This window comes from Geodermatophilus africanus, assembly GCF_900107105.1.
GTDB classification, from domain to species: domain Bacteria; phylum Actinomycetota; class Actinomycetes; order Mycobacteriales; family Geodermatophilaceae; genus Geodermatophilus; species Geodermatophilus africanus.
Genome location: NZ_FNOT01000006.1, coordinates 296,064 through 312,037, shown reverse-complemented (window position 1 = coordinate 312,037; position 15,974 = coordinate 296,064). Strand labels below are relative to the sequence as shown.

Annotated in this window: 16 protein-coding genes and 1 pseudogene; 8 read left to right on the top strand and 9 right to left on the bottom strand. The window is 75.0% G+C overall.

Going from position 1 to position 15,974, the window contains the following annotated elements; translation table 11 throughout:
* Positions 1–524: pseudogene (locus BLW63_RS13915) on the bottom strand (hypothetical protein); the annotation flags it as partial.
* 223 nt (positions 525–747) lie between these two features.
* On the opposite strand from BLW63_RS13915, the gene BLW63_RS13910 reads away from it, so the two are divergent.
* Positions 748–2,829 carry an LCP family protein gene (locus tag BLW63_RS13910; protein ID WP_244522563.1) on the top strand — a complete coding sequence of 694 codons (2,082 nt, stop codon included), beginning with the start codon at positions 748–750 and terminating at the stop codon, positions 2,827–2,829.
* Positions 2,830–3,004: 175 nt separating this feature from the next.
* On the opposite strand, the gene pstB is transcribed toward BLW63_RS13910, so the two are convergent.
* From pstB to BLW63_RS13880, 6 genes are all read right to left on the bottom strand, one after another.
* A complete protein-coding gene (gene pstB, locus BLW63_RS13905; RefSeq protein ID WP_091157151.1) occupies positions 3,005–3,784 on the bottom strand; it encodes a phosphate ABC transporter ATP-binding protein PstB in 780 nt (259 codons plus the stop codon).
* Between the two features lie 23 nt (positions 3,785–3,807).
* Positions 3,808–4,896, bottom strand: coding sequence for a phosphate ABC transporter permease PstA (gene pstA / locus BLW63_RS13900; protein ID WP_091157148.1), 1,089 nt, complete (start codon positions 4,894–4,896; stop codon positions 3,808–3,810).
* On the bottom strand, positions 4,896–5,852 hold the full coding sequence (pstC, locus tag BLW63_RS13895) for a phosphate ABC transporter permease subunit PstC (protein ID WP_091157146.1): 957 nt from the start codon (positions 5,850–5,852) through the stop codon (positions 4,896–4,898). Before pstC ends, pstA begins: the two co-directional genes overlap by 1 nt.
* Before the next feature lie 132 nt (positions 5,853–5,984).
* Positions 5,985–7,103, bottom strand: coding sequence for a phosphate ABC transporter substrate-binding protein PstS (pstS, locus tag BLW63_RS13890; RefSeq protein WP_091157143.1), 1,119 nt, complete (start codon positions 7,101–7,103; stop codon positions 5,985–5,987).
* Between the two features lie 257 nt (positions 7,104–7,360).
* Complete coding sequence (mshD, locus tag BLW63_RS13885; protein WP_091157140.1) at positions 7,361–8,287, bottom strand: mycothiol synthase; 927 nt, start codon at positions 8,285–8,287, stop codon at positions 7,361–7,363.
* Positions 8,288–8,294: 7 nt separating this feature from the next.
* Complete coding sequence (locus tag BLW63_RS13880; protein ID WP_091157136.1) at positions 8,295–9,047, bottom strand: winged helix-turn-helix transcriptional regulator; 753 nt, start codon at positions 9,045–9,047, stop codon at positions 8,295–8,297.
* 236 nt (positions 9,048–9,283) lie between these two features.
* Between BLW63_RS13880 and BLW63_RS13875 the strand changes: the two genes are divergently transcribed.
* The 7 genes from BLW63_RS13875 (at position 9,284) to BLW63_RS13845 (ending at position 13,844) form a co-directional block, all read left to right on the top strand.
* Positions 9,284–10,096, top strand: coding sequence for a hypothetical protein (locus BLW63_RS13875; protein WP_091157133.1), 813 nt, complete (start codon positions 9,284–9,286; stop codon positions 10,094–10,096).
* Between the two features lie 10 nt (positions 10,097–10,106).
* Positions 10,107–10,796: an LmeA family phospholipid-binding protein gene (locus BLW63_RS13870; protein ID WP_091157129.1), complete on the top strand. Its 690-nt coding sequence runs from the start codon at positions 10,107–10,109 to the stop codon at positions 10,794–10,796.
* Positions 10,797–10,896: 100 nt separating this feature from the next.
* Positions 10,897–11,337, top strand: a complete 441-nt coding sequence (locus tag BLW63_RS13865) for a thioredoxin family protein (protein WP_244522562.1) — start codon at positions 10,897–10,899, stop codon at positions 11,335–11,337.
* Between the two features lie 150 nt (positions 11,338–11,487).
* On the top strand, positions 11,488–11,934 hold the full coding sequence (locus BLW63_RS13860; protein WP_091157126.1) for a DUF4395 domain-containing protein: 447 nt from the start codon (positions 11,488–11,490) through the stop codon (positions 11,932–11,934).
* 36 nt (positions 11,935–11,970) lie between these two features.
* Positions 11,971–12,804: a sulfurtransferase gene (locus tag BLW63_RS13855; protein ID WP_091157122.1), complete on the top strand. Its 834-nt coding sequence runs from the start codon at positions 11,971–11,973 to the stop codon at positions 12,802–12,804.
* A gap of 2 nt (positions 12,805–12,806) precedes the next feature.
* Positions 12,807–13,100: a DUF1416 domain-containing protein gene (locus BLW63_RS13850; protein WP_091157119.1), complete on the top strand. Its 294-nt coding sequence runs from the start codon at positions 12,807–12,809 to the stop codon at positions 13,098–13,100.
* Positions 13,101–13,241: 141 nt separating this feature from the next.
* Positions 13,242–13,844 carry an NADPH-dependent F420 reductase gene (locus tag BLW63_RS13845; RefSeq protein ID WP_170856762.1) on the top strand — a complete coding sequence of 201 codons (603 nt, stop codon included), beginning with the start codon at positions 13,242–13,244 and terminating at the stop codon, positions 13,842–13,844.
* A gap of 10 nt (positions 13,845–13,854) precedes the next feature.
* On the opposite strand, the gene BLW63_RS13840 is transcribed toward BLW63_RS13845, so the two are convergent.
* Both BLW63_RS13840 and BLW63_RS13835 read right to left on the bottom strand, forming a co-directional pair.
* Complete coding sequence (locus tag BLW63_RS13840) at positions 13,855–15,132, bottom strand: PP2C family protein-serine/threonine phosphatase (RefSeq protein ID WP_091157112.1); 1,278 nt, start codon at positions 15,130–15,132, stop codon at positions 13,855–13,857.
* Between the two features lie 158 nt (positions 15,133–15,290).
* Positions 15,291–15,974, bottom strand: a complete 684-nt coding sequence (locus BLW63_RS13835) for a TetR/AcrR family transcriptional regulator (RefSeq protein ID WP_091157108.1) — start codon at positions 15,972–15,974, stop codon at positions 15,291–15,293.

Sequence of the window (15,974 nt, the reverse complement as noted above, 5' to 3'; positions counted from 1 at the left end):
TCGTCCGAGCGGGCGATGGTCTGCCCGACGGCCGTGATGGCCTCATCGGAGCGGGCGATGGTGGAACCCACCGCGACGATCGCCTCGTCGGCCTTCTGGTTGGTGGCGCCGACGGCGGTGATCGCTTCGTCCGCCTTCTGGTTGGTGGCGCCGACGGCGGTGATCGCCTCGTCCGCCTTCTCCCGCGTCGCCCCCACGCCCGCGATGGCCTCGTCGGCCCTGAGCCGGGTGCCCTCGACGGCGGCGACCTCCGCATCGGCCCGCTGCCTGGTGGTGTTGACGGCGGCGATGGCGTCGTCCGCCCCTCGGCGCGTGCCCTCCACGGCGGTGACGGCCGCGTCGGCCCGGTCCACGATGCCGTCGACCCGGTCGACGACCGTGGTGACCCGGTCGAGCAGCGACTCCACGCGCCCGACGACGGCCGCCAGCCGCGGGACCAGCGCCAGCGCCTCGGTCACGCCCTCGCGGACCCCCTCCACCGCGGAGATCACGTCGGACGGACCCGGGACGAACGGCAGTCTCACCTCGGGGACGCTACGACGGCACCAGGGGTCCCGCCTGCCGATCCCCGCGCGTCCGACCCGGATGGCGGCCTCGCGCCCGTATCGTGGGTGACCGCCCGACTGCGCAGCGGTATGTCTGCACGCGGGTCGGGGACGACGGTGCCCGCCAGGGCGGCACATCGAGGATGGGAAGTCGGCAGGGGTGGGGAACGAGCGCACGCGCGACGACGCCGGGGGGCCCCGGTTGTCCGGGCGTCTCCGCGGCCGCCGTCGTCCGGCGGCGCCGACCCCCGCCGGGGGTGGCGGGACGCCCGCCCGTGAGCCGATCACCGTCGAGCAGCTGATCGCCCGCCAGGGCGGCGAGGTGGGCCGCCGCCGGGCGGCCCGCACCGGCGAGATCCCGCTGCCCCTGGCCGCCGGCGAGAAGACGCCGGAACGGCGCCGCGGGCTGCCGCCGGTGCCCGCCGAGCACCCGCCCGCGCCCGCCGTCCGGACGCCCACCGGACGGCGGGCCGGCGACGCCCCCCGCGCGGCCGACGACACGCCGGCGCCCCGGCGCGGCCTGCCCCCGGTCCCGGGTGGGCCGGCCGGGCCAGAGCCGGCGGTCCCCGGGCCTCCGGCCGCCGTCCCCCCGCTGCCCGCCCTCGCCGCACAGCCGGAGCCCTCGGTCGAGCCGCCGCGCAGCGGGCTGCCGCCGGTGCCCCCGTCGGCCCGGCCGTCGGTGCCGCTCTTCCCGCCGTTCGACGACCGGACCGGCCACCGCCCGTCGCGCCCCATCGCGCCGCTGCCGCCCATCCCCGGCCGGGACGCCCCGCTGTCCGGCGCCACGCGGCTCGCACCGCCCTCGCCGCGCGAGCGCCGGTCCGCGCGCCGCGCCGCCCGGAGCCCCGGCCGCCGCCGGCTGGTCCGCGCCGCCGTCGGCCTGGCGGCCCTCGTCGGCGTCGTCCTCGCCTACCACCTGGGGCTGTACTTTTACGTCGACCAGCGCATCGAGCGCGTCGCCGCGCTGACGCCCGACGGTCCGGAGGTGCTCGCCCCCGGGCTGCAGGAGGGCGCGGTCACCTACCTCGTCGTCGGCACCGGCCTGCCCGGCGCGGAGGGACCGGCCTCGGTGGCCACCCTGCTGGCGCACGTCAGCGCCGACGAGGAGCGGGCCGTCCTGGTCAGCATCCCGCCCACCGCGCTGGTCGACACCCCCGGCTGCATCCAGGCCGACGGCACGGTGCGCGAGGCGGTCACCGAGTCCTTCGCCGACGCGCTGCTCCAGGGCGGGCCGTCGTGCACGGTGCGCGCGGTGCAGCAGCTCTCCGGTCTGCGCGTCGACCACTACCTCGGCGTGGACCTGGCCCGGCTGCCCGGCATGGTCGACGCCCTCGGCGGCGTGGGCGTCTGCCTGCCCGCGGCGACGCCGGCGGTCACCGCCTCGGCCGACCCGCTGCCGACCGGCCCCAGCACCATGTCGGGGGGGCGCGCCACCGGCTACCTGGCCCCGGGTGACGCCGGCGCCGACGTCACCGGCGAGGCGGTCGCCGAGCGCGCCAAGCTGGTGCTCACCTCCACGCTGCGGACGGCGATGTCCGCCGGGACCATCGGCAACCCCGCCACCCTCACCCGGTTCCTCACCCGGGCCTCCGACGCCCTCACCGTCGACGAGGCCACCACCCTCGGCGACCTGCGCACCCTCGCCGGCACGCTCGGCGACGTCTCCGGCGACGCGGTGCAGCGGATCGGCCTGCCGGTGGCCCAGGTGGGTCACGTGCCGGCCGGCAGCGAGCAGGCCCACGTGGTGCTCGACGCCGGCGCCACCCGCTCGCTGTTCGACCAGGTGATCGAGGAGGGCCGGCTGCCCGAGGAGCTGCTCGCGCCGGAGCCGGCCGACCCCACAGCCGTGGCCGCGGCCCCTGCGGCAGCCGAGCAGCCCGTCACCACGCCCGCCGAGCAGCCGCTGACCGCCGCGCCCGCGGGCATCACCCTCGACGTCCTCAACGGCACCGCCACCGGCGGGCTGGCCGGCACCGTCGCCGACCAGCTGCGCGCGCAGGGCTTCGGCGTCGGTCAGGTCGGCAACGAGCTCGGCGTGGTCAACGAGACCGTCGTCCGGTATGGCGCCGGCGCGGAGGAGCGGGCCCGCACCGTCGCCGCGGCCGTCCCCGGTGCGGTGCTGCAGCCCAGCGACGCGACCGGCGGAGCGCTGCAGCTGGTCATCGGGCCGGGCTACTCCAGCGTCGTCCCGGTGGTCGTCCCGCCGGCGCCGGTCGCGGCCCCCGAGACGCCGGCGCCCGCCACGCCGTCCGCCGAGCCGGTCGCCGCCACCGCCAGCTGCTGAGCTCGGCCCCGCCTGCGGGCCTGGCGCGGGTGTCTGCCCGACGACCTCAGGCGCTGCTCACAGGCGGAAGCAGGGGTCGAGCTCGCCGCGGGACGGAGTCGGGGTGCGGTGTGTGCCCATGATGTGACGGGCCACTGCGGACACCCCCGCAGTGGCCCCTCGACGTCGGGCCGGATCAGCCGAAGCGGCCGGAGATGTAGTCCTCGGTCGCCTTCTCGTCCGGGTTGCTGAAGATCTTCTCGGTCGGGTTGAACTCGATCAGCCGGCCGGGCTGGCCGACCCCGTTGAGGTTGAAGAAGCCGGTCTGCTCGCTCACCCGCGCGGCCTGCTGCATGTTGTGGGTGACGATGACGATGGTGAACCGCTCCTTCAGGTCGGCCATCAGGTCCTCGATCGCCAGCGTGGAGATCGGGTCCAGCGCGGAGGCCGGCTCGTCCATGAGCAGCACGTCGGGCTCGACGGCGATGGCGCGGGCGATGCACAGCCGCTGCTGCTGACCACCGGAGAGCCCGGCGCCCGGGCGGTTGAGCCGGTCCTTGACCTCGATCCACAGGTTGGCCCCGCGGAGCGAGCGCTCCACCAGGTCGTCGAGGTCGGACTTCTTCATCTTCTTGGCGTTCAGCCGGATGCCCGCGGCGACGTTCTCGTAGATCGACATGGTCGGGAACGGGTTGGGCCGCTGGAAGACCATCCCGATCTGCCGCCGGACGTCGACCGGGTCGACGTCGGGGCCGTAGAGGTCCTGACCGTCCATGACGATCTTGCCCTCGACGCGTCCACCCGGGATGACCTCGTGCATCCGGTTGATCGAGCGCAGGAACGTCGACTTCCCGCAGCCCGACGGCCCGATGAGCGCGGTGATGCTGCGCGGCTCGATGGAGACGTTGACGCCCTCCACCGCCAGGAAGTTGCCGTAGTAGATGTTGAGGTCGGAGACGTCGATGCGCTTGGCCACGTGAGGTCCTCCAGGGTCGCCGGTCAGCGACCGGACTTGGGAGCGAAGAAGCGACTGATGAACCTGGCGACGACGTTGAGACCCATCACCAGGATGATCAGGACGAGGGCCGCCGTCCAGGCCCGGTCGGTGGCGAACTGCGGCGGCACGCCCGGCTGGGTGAGCTGGTAGTAGGCGTAGACCGGCAATGTCGCCATGCGGCTGTCGAAGGCGTTGACGTTGGTGGCGTTGGTGATGCCGAGGGTGATCAGCAGCGGGGCGGTCTCGCCGACCACCCGGGCGATCGCCAGGGTGACCCCGGTGCCCAGGCCCGCGATCGCCGTCGGGATGACGACCTTCACGATGGTCCGCCACTTCGGCACACCCAGCGCGTAGGAGGCCTCGCGCAGCTCGTTCGGCACCAGCTTGAGCACCTCCTCCGCCGAGCGGACGACGACCGGGATCATCAGCACCGAGAGCGCGATCGCGCCCATGATCCCGAGACGGATGCCCGGCCCGAGGAAGATGGCGAACAGCGCGTAGGCGAACAGGCCGGCCACGATCGACGGGATGCCGGTCATGACGTCGACCATGAAGGTGATCGCCCGCTTCAGCCGACCGCGGGCGTACTCGACGAGGAAGATTGCCGTCATCAGGCCGATCGGCACCGAGATCAGCGTCGTCAGCGCCGTGATGATCAGCGTGCCCATGATCGCGTGGTAGGCACCGCCGCCCTCGCCGACGATGCCGACGAGCGAGGAGCTGAAGAACTCGCCGTCCAGCCGCGCGGCGCCGCGGCTGACGACCTCCCAGACCAGCGACACCAGCGGCACCATGGCCAGCCCGAAGGCGCTGACCACCAGGCAGGTCACCAGCCGGTCGGTGGCCCGCCGGGACCCCTCCGTGGTCCGGGTCAGCAGGTAGACCGCCAGGGTGCCCAGGACGACGGTGTAGAGCACGAACAGGGCGATGTTCAGGTCGAACACCGGCCAGAGCGCCCCGACGACGACGGCCGCCCCGGCGAAGCAGGCCCAGAGGGCCCAGTTCGGCAGCCGCCCGGTGCGCTCGCTGCGGCGCGGACCGCTGGGCGCGCTGCCGCCCGTGGCGACCGATGCTGTGGAGATCTGGCTCATCAGTTCGCTCCGGAGAAGTCGGCGCGCCGGTTGACGATCGCGCGGGCCAGCATGTTGACCGCGAGCGTGATGACGAACAGGGCCAGGCCGCTGGCGATGAGCGTGTTGATGTCGATGCCCGAGGACTCGGGGAACTCCAGCGCGATGTTGGCCGCGATCGTCGACGGGTTCCCGCTGCTGATCAGGTTGAACGTGATGCCGCCGGAGACCGACAGCACGATCGCTACGGCCATGGTCTCGCCGAGCGCCCGGCCCAGCCCCAGCATGGAGCCGCCGATGACGCCGGAGCGGCCGTAGGGCAGGACCGCCATCCGGATCATCTCCCAGCGGGTGGCGCCCAGGGCGAGCGCGGCCTCGCGGTGCAGGCTCGGCACCTGCAGGAAGACCTCGCGCGAGATCGCGCTGACGATCGGCAGGATCATCACGGCGAGGACCAGTCCGGCGGTCAGCATGGTGCGGCCGGTGGTGGAGGCCGGCCCGGCGAACAGCGGGATGAAGCCGAGCCTGCGCTCGAGCCACTCGTAGAAGGGCACCAGCTTGGGCGCCAGCCAGAAGATGCCCCAGAAGCCGTAGACGATGCTGGGGATCGCGGCGAGCAGGTCGACCAGGTAGCCCAGGCCCTGGGCCATCCGCCGGGGCGCGTAGTAGGCGATGAACAGCGCGATCGCCACGGCCAGCGGCGTGGCCACCAGCAGTGCGATGACCGCGGCCAGCAGGGTGCCGAACACGAGCGGGGCGATGTAGCCGGCCAGGCCGCGGTCGCCGGGGATGTCCTCGGCCGGGGCGGTCAGCGCGGGCACCGCCTCGACGACGAGGAACGCGGCGACCCCGGCGAGGATGACGAGGATGAGGATGCCGGCGCCCTTGGCGGTACCGGCGAAGACCCGATCCCCGGGACGGCGGACCGACCGTCCGGTCCCGGCAGGGGACGGGGGTGTGGTCCTGGTGCTGCTCACCGCTGCTCCGTGGTGTGTGGGCCGGTGCCCCGGGGACCCGGCGGGTGTGGTTCGGGTGCGCGGCCGGAGCCGGGCCCGCCAACGGCCCGGGGCGCCGTGCGGCACCCCGGGCCGTTGCCGGTCATCGTGCGGTCAGCCGGCGGTGATCGCGTCTACAGCAGTCTGCGCCTGCTCGCGGAGCGTGTCGGAGATGGGGGCGGAACCGGCGGCCTCGGCCGCGGCCTGCTGGCCCTCCTCGCTGATGACGTACCCCATGAAGTCGGCCACCAGGTCGGCGGTCTCCTGCTCGTCGTAGGTGACGCAGCCGACGTGGTAGCTGACCAGGACGATCGGGTAGCTGCCGGACTCGGCGGTGTCCCGGGCGAGCTCGATGGCGAAGTCGTACTCGCCCCGGCCCTCGAGCCGCTCGGAGTTCTCCACCACGGCGGCCGCAGCCTCGGGGGTCGGGGTCACGAACTCCTCGCCGACGCCGATGTTCGCCACGCCCAGGTCGCCGGCCTGGGAGAGGTCGGCGTAGCCGATGGTGCCGTTGCCGCCGCCGACGGCGCTGACCACGCCCGAGGTCCCCTGGGCGGCCTCGCCGCCGGCCACCGGCCAGTTGCCGTCCGGCTCGTAGGTCCACGCCTCGGCGGCCGCGGCGGCCAGGTACTCGGTGAAGTTCTCGGTGGTGCCCGACTCGTCGGAGCGGTTCACCGGGGTGATCGCCAGGTCGGGCAGCGTGGCGTCCGGGTTGTCGGCGGCGATCGCCGGGTCGTTCCAGTTCGTGATCTTCTGGTCGAAGATGCCGGCAACGACCTCGGACGAGAGGTTGAGCTCCTCGACGCCGTCGAGGTTGTAGACCACCGCGATCGGCGAGATGTAGTTCGGCAGCTCGAAGACCTCACCACCGGCGCAGCGCTCCTGCGCGGCGGTCAGCTCCTCCTCGTCGAGCGCGGCGTCGGAGCCGGCGAAGTCGGTGCCGCCCGCGATGAACTGCTCGCGGCCACCGCCGGAACCCACCGGGTCGTAGTTCACGGTCACGCCGGGCTGCACGCTCGAGTAGCCGGCGGTCCAGCCCTGCATCGCGGCCTGCTGGCTGCTGGCGCCGGCGCCGTCGAGGGCGCCGCTCAGCTCCGTGGAGCTGCCGGTCTCCTCGCCGCCGCCGCCGCCGCCGGCGGCTTCCTCGTTGGCGGCGCCGCACGCGGTGAGCGCGAGGGTGCCGGCGAGCGCCGCCGAGAGGACGACGGCGCGCGACGTGGTGCTGAGCTTCAAGGAAGGGGCCCTTCGACGGTGTGCCCGGGCCTTCTGCCGGGCAGCGCGGAACCAACGGCGACCGACGCTAAGGAGCCGAGGTGGACGCCTCCCGGTGCGCCGATGAACGCGAGGTGAACGGTGCCCGAGGCCTGCGTCACGGGATATGGGCCAGCTCACGTCCAACAGATGAACGAGGGCGCGTCGGTTGGCGCAGCGGCCCCCTGCAGGGTCCCGCCACGATCTTGCGAGAGTGGCGGGGCGCAGGGGGTCCTTTCTCAGGGGGTGCGGCGCCAGGAGACGTCGACGGCATGCCGGGTGAAGCCGCTGCGCTCGTAGAGCGTCACCGCGGCGATGTTGTCCTCGTCGACGTAGAGCAGCACCTGGCGCAGCCCGAGGCCGCGCAGGTGGGCCAGCCCCACGTCGGTCAGCGCGCGCCCGAGACCCAGGCCCTGCGCGTCGGGGTCGATGCCGAGCACGTAGACCTCGCCGACCGCCTCCGGCCCCTCGTCGCCCGGGGGGTGGACCTTCGTCCAGTGCGAGCCCAGCAGCCTCTCGCCGTGCCAGGCGAGGAAGAAGCCGGCGGGGTCGAACCACGGCTCGGCCAGCCGCAGCCCCAGGTCCTCGGCGGTCCAGCTGCCCTGCTCGGGGTGGGAGGCGAAGGCGCGGGCGTTGGTGCGCAGCCACGCCTGCTCGTCGCGGCCGGGCCGGAAGGTGCGCACCGAGACGCCCTCGGGCAGCCGCGGCCGGGGCTCGGGGTCGACGCCGGCGAGGTCGCGGCGCATCTGCAGCAGCACCCGCGCCCGCTGGTACCCGCGCGGACGCGCGAGCTCGGCCGACCCGGGCAGGTCGCCGTGCGCCCAGACACGCAGCGGGCGGTCCCCGGCCAACTCCTCGAGTCGCGTCAGCAGCGCGCGGCCCACCCCCTGCCGGCGGGCGCCCGGTGCGACGACCAGCTCGGCCTCGGCGTCCCCGGTGCCGTCCCCGCGCTCGACGCGCGCGTAGCCGGCCAGCGAGCCGTCCGCGGAGGTGGCGAGCACGTCGCGGCTCCCGGCCGGGCCGCCGTGCTGCAACCGCAGCTCGGCCTCCTCGGACAGCGGGCGGACGCCGTCGACCGCGGTCGCCGCGCGCAGCAGCGCGAGAACCGCGTCGACGTCGGCCGGGTCGAGCCGGGCGACGTCCCGGACGAGGGGGGCAGTGGACAGCGAGGCCTCAGACCAGCTCGGTGTCGGTCCGGGCGGTGTCCTCGCGGGCCTCGGCCCGCGCGGCGGCCGCGGTGGCGTCGGCGACCTGCTGGTCGAGCTTGTAGCCGACGTTGCGGACGGTGCCGATCAGCGCCTCGTGCTCGGTGCCGAGCTTGGCCCGCAGCCGGCGCACGTGGACGTCGACCGTCCGGGTGCCGCCGAAGTAGTCGTAGCCCCAGATCTCCTGGAGCAGCTGCGCGCGGGAGAAGACCCGGCCCGGGTGCTGGGCCAGGTACTTCAGCAGCTCGAACTCCTTGTAGGTGAGGTCGAGCGGGCGCCCGCGCAGCTTCGCCGAGTAGCTGTGCTCGTCGATGACGAGCTCACCGGCGGTCGTCACGCCGCTGTCCGCACCGTCGACCGGCGTGGTGGCGGCCATCCGGCGGGCGGTGGCCCACTTGAGCCGCGCGTCGACCTCGGCCGGACCGGCGGTGTCGAGCAGGACGTCGTCGACGCCCCAGTCGGCCGACAGCGCGACCAGGCCGCCCTCGGAGAGCACCGCCACCAGCGCGGAGGCGACGCCGGTGGAGGAGAGCAGCCCGCAGAGGGTGCGCGCCTGGATGAGGTCGTGCCGGGCGTCGACGAGGACGACGTCGCCGGAGTCGCCGTCGAGCAGACTGGACAGCTCGGGTGCCACCACGCGGACGTGGTGTCCCAGGAGGCCGAGGGCGGGCAGCACCTCGGTCGTGGCCTGACGTGCGCCGGTCATGAGCACGAGTCGCATGACGTCTCCTCTGGGGAGGCGGGGACGACCGGGGTCGTCCAGGGCCACGACAGCGCTGTCGGTGAGCCAGCAGGATAACCGACGTGTCCCCGTCGTCCCCCTCCGTGACCGGATCGCGACACGTGACCGTCCACACGGGCGACGCGGGTGGCTCCCGGATCCGCACACGGGGTGAGCAGCGCTCCCGCTCCGCCCGTCGAGAGGATCGGGCGCCGGGTGTCTGCGACGATCGAGCCGTGACGGCGACCGAGGCGGGACCGGGGCTGCCCGCCCGGGCGTGGCACCTGCCGACGGCCGCCGGCGTCGCGGTCGCCACGGCCCTGCTGGTCGGGACGGCCGCCGCCGGGGAGCCGATCCGGCTGGTGGCGGTCGCCGTGCTGCAGGTGGCCCTGGTCATGGCGTGGGTGCCGGCCACCGGCATCCCCGCGCGCGCCGGGGCGCCGGCGCTCGGACTCGCCGCGGCGGCCGGTGCGGACCTGCTGCTGGTGCTCCCGGAGCGGCCGGAGATCGGCTCGCTGCTCGCCGTCCCGGGTCTGGGCCTGCTCGCCGCGGTGCTGCACCAGATGCTGCGCCGGGCGCCGCGCACCGACGTCGTCGGCTCGCTGGCCGGCGTCCTGCTGCTGGTCTGCGCGCTCACCGCCCTGGCCGTCCTGCTGCTCCTGCCGGCCGCCGGCGACACCCCGGCGGCGGTGCCGCTGCTCGTCGTCGGGACGACGCTGCTGGTGGTCGCCCTGGTCGACCTCGTGCTGCCCCGGCCGGCGGTCGCGGCCGGCGTCCCGCGGGGCGTGCCCGCGCTGGTGCTCGGCGTGCTGGCCGGTGTCGCGGTCGCGGTGGTCGGCTCCGGCGCCGACGACGCGGGGGCCCTCGTCGGCGCGGTCGTCGCCGGCCTCGCCCTGGGCGCGGTCGCCGCGCTCGTCGGCCTGGCCGCGGGCTACGTCGTCGCGGCGGGCCTGGGCCGGGCGTGGGCAGCGACCCTGCTCCAGGCGGTGCTGCCGTTCGCCGCGGCCGCTCCCGTGGCGTTCTCCGTCGTCCTGCAGAACGTGCTCTGAGGGGCCCGCCGTGCGCTTCCTGCTGGTGTTCGCCCTGCTGCTCGTCGGCCTGGTCGTCGGCGCCGACCGGGTCGGTGAGGAGATCGCCGAGGACCAGGGGGCGCGGGTGCTCGCCGAGCGGGCCGGGCTCGCCGGCGCACCCGACCTGGAGTTCGGGGGCTTCCCGTTCCTCACCCAGGCGGTCAGCGGGCGGTACGAGGACGTGCGGGTCTCCCTGACCGGCGCCGACCTGGGGCAGCCCGAGGGCACCCGCGCCGACGTCTCGCTGCGGGGCGTGCAGGTGGCGCTGTCCGACGTCGTGTCCGGATCGGTGCAGGAGGTGCCGGTGGAGGGGGTCGACGGGACGGTGACGCTGCCCTACGCGCTGCTCGCCGACGACTTGGGCCCGGGCACGACCGTGACGCGCGACGGCGACGGCCTGCGGGTGCAGCGCACCGTGGAGGTCGCCGGCGTGAGCCTGCCGCTGAGCGCCAGGGGCACGCTCTCGCTCGACGGTGACGCCGTGGTGTTCGACGTCGGGGACGTCTCCAGCGCCGGCGTGGACGTCCCGCCCTTCCTCGTCGAACAGGTGAGCGACACCCTCGACCTGAGCTACCGGATCCCACCGCTGCCGTTCGGCCTGCAGGTCACCGGCGTCGAGCCGGCCGATGACGGCGTCCGCCTCCGCGTCGAGGCCGTCGACACGGTGCTGCGCGGCTGACCGCCTCCCCGGCGTCCCTGCTCCTCACCCGGACGGGGGACCCGGAACAGCCGGCGGGCGGGGCGGGTTGCTGCCGGACGTGGACCCCGTCGGAGCAGGCGTGCTGGGTGGTGCCCTCGCGCTGACCGCGCTGGCGGCCTGGTGGCAGCGGAGGAGGGACGGCGCGGTGCGCGGAGCCGACGACGCGCGGGGGCGGACGACGACCGCCGTGCTCGAGGGCCTGGGTGTGCGCCCGGGTGAGGCCGACCTGACCGTCGTGCAGTTCTCGACGGCCTTCTGCGGGCCGTGCCGGGCGACACGGGCCCGGCTCCAGCAGCTGCAGGCGACCCGGCCCGGGCTGGCGCACCTGGACGTCGACGCCGAGAGCCACCTCGACGCGGTCCGGGAGCTCGACGTCCGGCGGACCCCCACGCTGTTCTACCTGGACCGGGCGGGCACCCTGCTCGGCCGCAGCAGCGGCGCCCCGCGCCCCGACGAGCTGACCGCACTGGTCGAGGCGCACGTGCCTGCCCCCGGTGCCCGGGAAGGGCGGGACGTGTGATCCGTTACCCTCGCGCCGTGGGCATCCTGCTGACCAGTCGCCGCACAGTGGACCTGTGCCGCGTCGGCAGCTGCCTGTGTCCGGCCTCCTAGGGCGAGCCCAGCCTCGTCCCGACGTGCCCCGACCGCCGTCCGGAAGCCTCCTGCCCCCATGCCTGACGCACACCCCCCGACCCGGCGCGAGGTCGACGTCCGTGGGCCGCGGTTCGCCGCGTGGCTCACGAGCGCCGTCCTCGCCGTCGCCCTGCTGACCGGCAGCGGCGTCCTGGTGGCGGTCCAGGCGGCCGTCTTCGCCGTCGGTGCGCTCGCCGGCCTGCGGTACGCCCCCTACGGGGTGCTGTTCCGCGTCCTCGTCGCCCCGCGGCTGGGCCCGGTCCGCGAGCGGGAGCCCGAGGCGCCGCCGCGCTTCGCGCAGCTCGTCGGCCTCGTCTTCGCCGTCGTCGGCGCCGCCGGGTACCTCGCCGGCGCGCCGCTGATCGGCGCCGTCGCGACCGGCCTCGCGCTGGTGGCGGCCCTGCTCAACGCGGCCACCGGCCTCTGCCTCGGCTGCGAGCTGTACCTGACCGTCCGCCGGGCCCGTCCCGCGCGCACCGCCTGACCGACCGCACACCCACCACAGGAGGGAACACCCCCCATGAGCCGCAACGACGTGCTCGTCTCCGCCGACTGGGCCCAGGAGCACATCGGCGCCCCCGGCATCGTCTTCGTCGAGGTCGACGAGGACACCAGCGCCTACGACAAGGGCCACATCGAGGGCGCCGTCAAGCTCGACTGGCGCACCGACCTGCAGGACCCGCTGCGCCGCGACTTCATCGACCGGGAGCAGTTCGAGCAGCTGCTGTCCGAGCGCGGGATCAGCAACGACGACACCGTCGTGCTCTACGGCGGCAACAACAACTGGTTCGCCGCCTACGCGTACTGGTACTTCACGCTCTACGGCCACCAGGCGGTCAGGCTGGTCGACGGCGGCCGCAAGAAGTGGGAGCTCGACAGCCGCCCGCTGTCCACCGACGCCGTCTCGCGCCCGGCGACGCAGTACCAGGCGTCCGAGCCCGACACCTCGATCCGCGCCTTCCGCGACGAGGTCGTCGCCGCGATCGGCGAGAAGAACCTGGTCGACGTCCGCTCGCCCGACGAGTTCGCCGGCAAGCTGGTCGCCCCCGCGCACCTGCCGCAGGAGGGTGCGCAGCGCCCGGGCCACATCCCCACCGCGGTGAACGTGCCCTGGAGCAAGGCGGCCAACGAGGACGGCACCTTCAAGAGCGACGAGGAGCTGGCCAAGCTCTACGCCGAGGCCGGACTCGACACCTCGAAGGACACCATCGCCTACTGCCGGATCGGCGAGCGCTCGAGCCACACGTGGTTCGTGCTGCGCGAGCTGCTCGGCCACCAGAACGTCAAGAACTACGACGGCTCCTGGACCGAGTACGGCTCGCTCGTCGGCGTCCCGATCGCCAAGGGGGCCTGAGCATGTGTGGCGCTCCCAAGCAGGGCGGCGCGCTGGCCGGCGTGGATCTGAGCACCCAGACGGTGATCCAGGGCCAGGTCTGGCACGACGGCGCACCCGTCGCCGGCGCCTACGTCCGGCTGCTGGACTCGACCGACGAGTTCACCGCCGAGGTGGTCACCAGCCCGGAGGGCGAGTTCCGCTTCTTCGCCGCCCCGGGTGAGTGGAAGCTCCGCTCGCTGGCCCCGGTGGGCCGGGGCGAGCGCGTGGTCACCGCCGACGTCGGCCTCAACGAGACGACCGTCGCGATCTCCTGACCCCGATGATCAGGTGACCTGATCGTCCGGGGTCCTGGCTCACCGTCGACGCTGAGCCAGGACCCCGCACGGTGAGCCAGGACGCCGTCCGCAGTGCCCGCTCCTCTTCTCAGGGAGCGGGCGCTGTGCTGTCCTGGCGCCGTGCGCGTCGCGATCCTCGGCAGCGGGCAGGTGGGCCAGGCGCTCGCCGCGGGGTGGACGGCGCACGGCCACGACGTGGTCATCGGGACGCGGCAGGCGGCCGTCGAGGACTTCGCCGTCGCCCCGCCCGCCGAGGCGGTCCGGGACGCCGACCTGGTGGTGCTCGCGGTGCGCGGCACGGCAGCGGTGGAGCTGGTGCGCTCCCTCGCCGGCGAGCTCGACGGGCGGGTGCTCGTCGACGCCACCAACCCGCTGGACATGGGCGACCGCGGACCGGCGCTCTTCGTCGGCACCACGGACTCGCTCGGCGAGCAGGTGCAGCGGGCCGCGCCGGCCGCCCGGGTGGTCAAGGCCTACAACACCGTCGGCAACGCGCTCATGGTCGACCCGGACCTGCCTGGCGGCCCGCCCACGATGTTCCTCGCCGGCGACGACCCCGACGCCAAGCGACAGGTCGGCGACCTGCTGCAGGCCACCGGGTGGGACGTCGCCGACCTCGGCGGCATCGAGGCCAGCCGGTGGCTGGAGGCCATGTGCATGGCCTGGGTCGCCTATGGAGCGCGCACCGGCACCTGGGGGCACGCCTTCAAGCTGCTGCGCTGACGGCCGCGCCTCAGTCGATCCCCGGTGGCAGTCGGTTGGGCCCGGCCTCGGGCGGGCGCGGCCGGTCCTCCGGGTGCGCGCGGACCGCGACGATCGCGACGTCGTCGGCGCCGGGCTCGGGCAGCATCCGGGCGAGGAGCGTGTCGCAGAGCTCCTCCAGGGGCGTCTCGCCGAGGTCGCGCAGCGCCGCCCGCAGCGTGGCGAGCCCGGCGTCGAGGTCGGCGTCCCGGCGCTCGACCAGGCCGTCGGTGACCAGCAGCAGGGTGTGCCCGTCGTCGATCTCGGCGGTGTGGTCGGCACGTGGGGCGTCGCAGTCGATGCCGAGCATCAGGTCGGGCCGGGTCGCCAGCAGCGACGTGGTGCCGTCCGGGGCGAGCAGCACCGGCGGCAGGTGGCCGGCGTTGCTCCAGCGCAGCACCCGGGTCCCGGCCACGGCCACATCCGGGTGGCGCTCGATGCGGGCCAGGACGACGGTCGCCAGCGTGCTCACCGCCAGCCCGCGCGCGACGTGCTCGGCGCGGGACAGCGTCGCCGACGGCGGCTCCTCGTTGTCGTAGGCGAGCACCCGCAGCAGGCCGCGCAGCTGGCCCATCGCGGCGGCGGCGTCGCTGTCGTGGCCGACGACGTCGCCGATGACCAGCATCGTCGCGCCGTCGGGCTGGAGGAACGCGTCGTACCAGTCGCCGCCGACCTGCGCCCCGTGCGCGGCGGGGCGGTACCGCACGGCGACCTGCAGGTGGTCGGGCTCCGGCGGCGGGGTCAGCAGCGCCTGCTGCAGCCGGTCCGACAGCGCCCGCTCCGCCGCGGCGCGCTCGGTCACGCGCTGCAGCTCCGCGGCCTGACGCCGGGCGGCCAGCCGGTCGGTCAGATCGCGGAAGGAGACCACCACACCGGTCACCGCGCCGTCCTCCACCGCCGGGACGGCGATCAGCTCGACCGGCACCGGCGTGCCGTCGCGGTGCCAGAACACCTCCTGCTCGGCGGTGACGGTGCGGCCGGTGGTCAGGGCGCGCCAGACCGGGCACTCCTGCTTCGGATAGGGCGACCCGTCGGGCCGGTGGCCGTGGATCACCGCGTGCTGGTCGCGGCCGAGCTGCTCCTCGGGGGCGAGCCCGGTGATGCGCACCGCCGCCGGGTTGACGAACTCGACGCGGCCGTCGGCGTCCAGGCCGTAGATGCCGTCGGCGACGTTGGCCAGCACGCGCTCGTAGCGGGCGAGCGTGCGGGAGAGCAGGGTCTCCGCGTCGGAACGGAGCCCGCCGTCCCGGCCGTCCTCCCGCACCCGCATGCTGCCGCCACGTCCTCCACGTCCGACCGTGCCCGCCTCGGGTCCACCACCCTGCCCACCGGGGCCGGACCTCAACCGGGGCGTCGCCGACCGGTGTCCTCCTCGCCGCGGCCGCGCCGGTAGGACGGCCGCGGGGGTGGCTCCCGGGGGAGGGCTCGTCAGAGCCTCAGGAGGTCGGCGAGCTCGCCCATCGCGACGTCGAAGTACCGGTCGACGTCGGCGACCGATCCGACGAGCTGGCCGAAGAGCTCGAAGCTGACGGTGCCGTACAGCGAGCTCCACGCCAGCAGGGCGCGCACCCGGACGGCGTCGTCGAGCGCGGGGTGCGCGCCGCCGAGGATCGCCGCCGTCTCGTCGCTGACCAGCTCCGGGTCCCGCGCGCGCCCGGCCGCGTCGGGCAGCGCGCCGCTGCGGGCCGCGTCGCCGAGGACCCGCCCCAGGACCACACCCACCCGGGCGGCCGAGGGCACGGTCTCGCGCGGCGCGGCGTAGCCCGGTACGGGGGTGCCGTAGAGCAGCGCGTACTCGTGCGGGTGCGCCCGCGCCCACGACCGGACGGCCCGGCACACCGCCAACCAGCGCTCCCGCGGCGGCGCGACCGGGTCGTCGGCGTCCTCCGCGGCGGCGCCGAGCGCGTCGTAGCCGTCGGTGATGAGCCGGGTCAGCAGGTCGTCGCGGCTGGGGAAGTAGCGGTAGAGCGCCGACGAGGCCATGCCCAGCTCGCGCGCGACCGCCCGCAGCGACAGGCCGGCGGCGCCGACCTCAGCGAGCTGCCGGCGCGCGGCAGCGGTGATCTCGGCGGTCAGCTCGGCGCGGACGCGCTCCCGGACGGTGGACGGCAC

What these genes read in the sequence shown, in the direction of transcription:
- pstA (WP_091157148.1), bottom strand. Translation starts at nt 4,896, where the DNA reads ATGAGCCAGATCTCCACAGCATCGGTCGCCACGGGCGGCAGCGCGCCC.
- BLW63_RS13880 (WP_091157136.1), bottom strand. Translation starts at nt 9,047, where the DNA reads ATGCGACTCGTGCTCATGACCGGCGCACGTCAGGCCACGACCGAGGTG.
- BLW63_RS13860 (WP_091157126.1), top strand. Translation starts at nt 11,488, where the DNA reads ATGCCTGACGCACACCCCCCGACCCGGCGCGAGGTCGACGTCCGTGGG.
- BLW63_RS13855 (WP_091157122.1), top strand. Translation starts at nt 11,971, where the DNA reads ATGAGCCGCAACGACGTGCTCGTCTCCGCCGACTGGGCCCAGGAGCAC.
- BLW63_RS13850 (WP_091157119.1), top strand. Translation starts at nt 12,807, where the DNA reads ATGTGTGGCGCTCCCAAGCAGGGCGGCGCGCTGGCCGGCGTGGATCTG.
- BLW63_RS13840 (WP_091157112.1), bottom strand. Translation starts at nt 15,132, where the DNA reads ATGCGGGTGCGGGAGGACGGCCGGGACGGCGGGCTCCGTTCCGACGCG.